Origin of the sequence: Microbacterium ureisolvens, assembly GCF_019511645.1 — a bacterium.
Taxonomy (GTDB): domain Bacteria; phylum Actinomycetota; class Actinomycetes; order Actinomycetales; family Microbacteriaceae; genus Microbacterium; species Microbacterium ureisolvens_A.
This window is the reverse complement of the sequence record NZ_JAEUAX010000047.1, coordinates 1-255: the sequence shown is the minus strand read 5'-3', so window position 1 is coordinate 255 and position 255 is coordinate 1. Positions and strand designations below refer to the sequence as shown.

Sequence of the window (255 nt, the reverse complement as noted above, 5' to 3'; positions counted from 1 at the left end):
CTTATCAGTTCCCCGAGGCTTATCGCAGATTGCTACGTCCTTCTTCGGCTCCAGATGCCAAGGCATCCACCGTTTGCTCTTAAAGACTTGAAAACATGAGAATCAAAACTCGACCACACTCCGAAGAGTGCGATCAGAAATTGACTAATGATCTTTAAGATCATCAACACAAAACAACCCCGAAGGGTCATCTTGCAAAGATGCTCGCGTCCACTGTGTAGTTCTCAAAGTACGGGCGGCACCCCCCAACCCACC

General features: G+C 48.6%; 1 rRNA gene. It reads right to left on the bottom strand.

Annotation, left to right across the window (positions count from 1 at the left end):
• Positions 1 to 93: ribosomal RNA gene (locus JNB61_RS19920) — 23S ribosomal RNA — on the bottom strand; the annotation flags it as partial.
• Between the last annotated feature and the right edge of the window lie 162 nt (positions 94 to 255).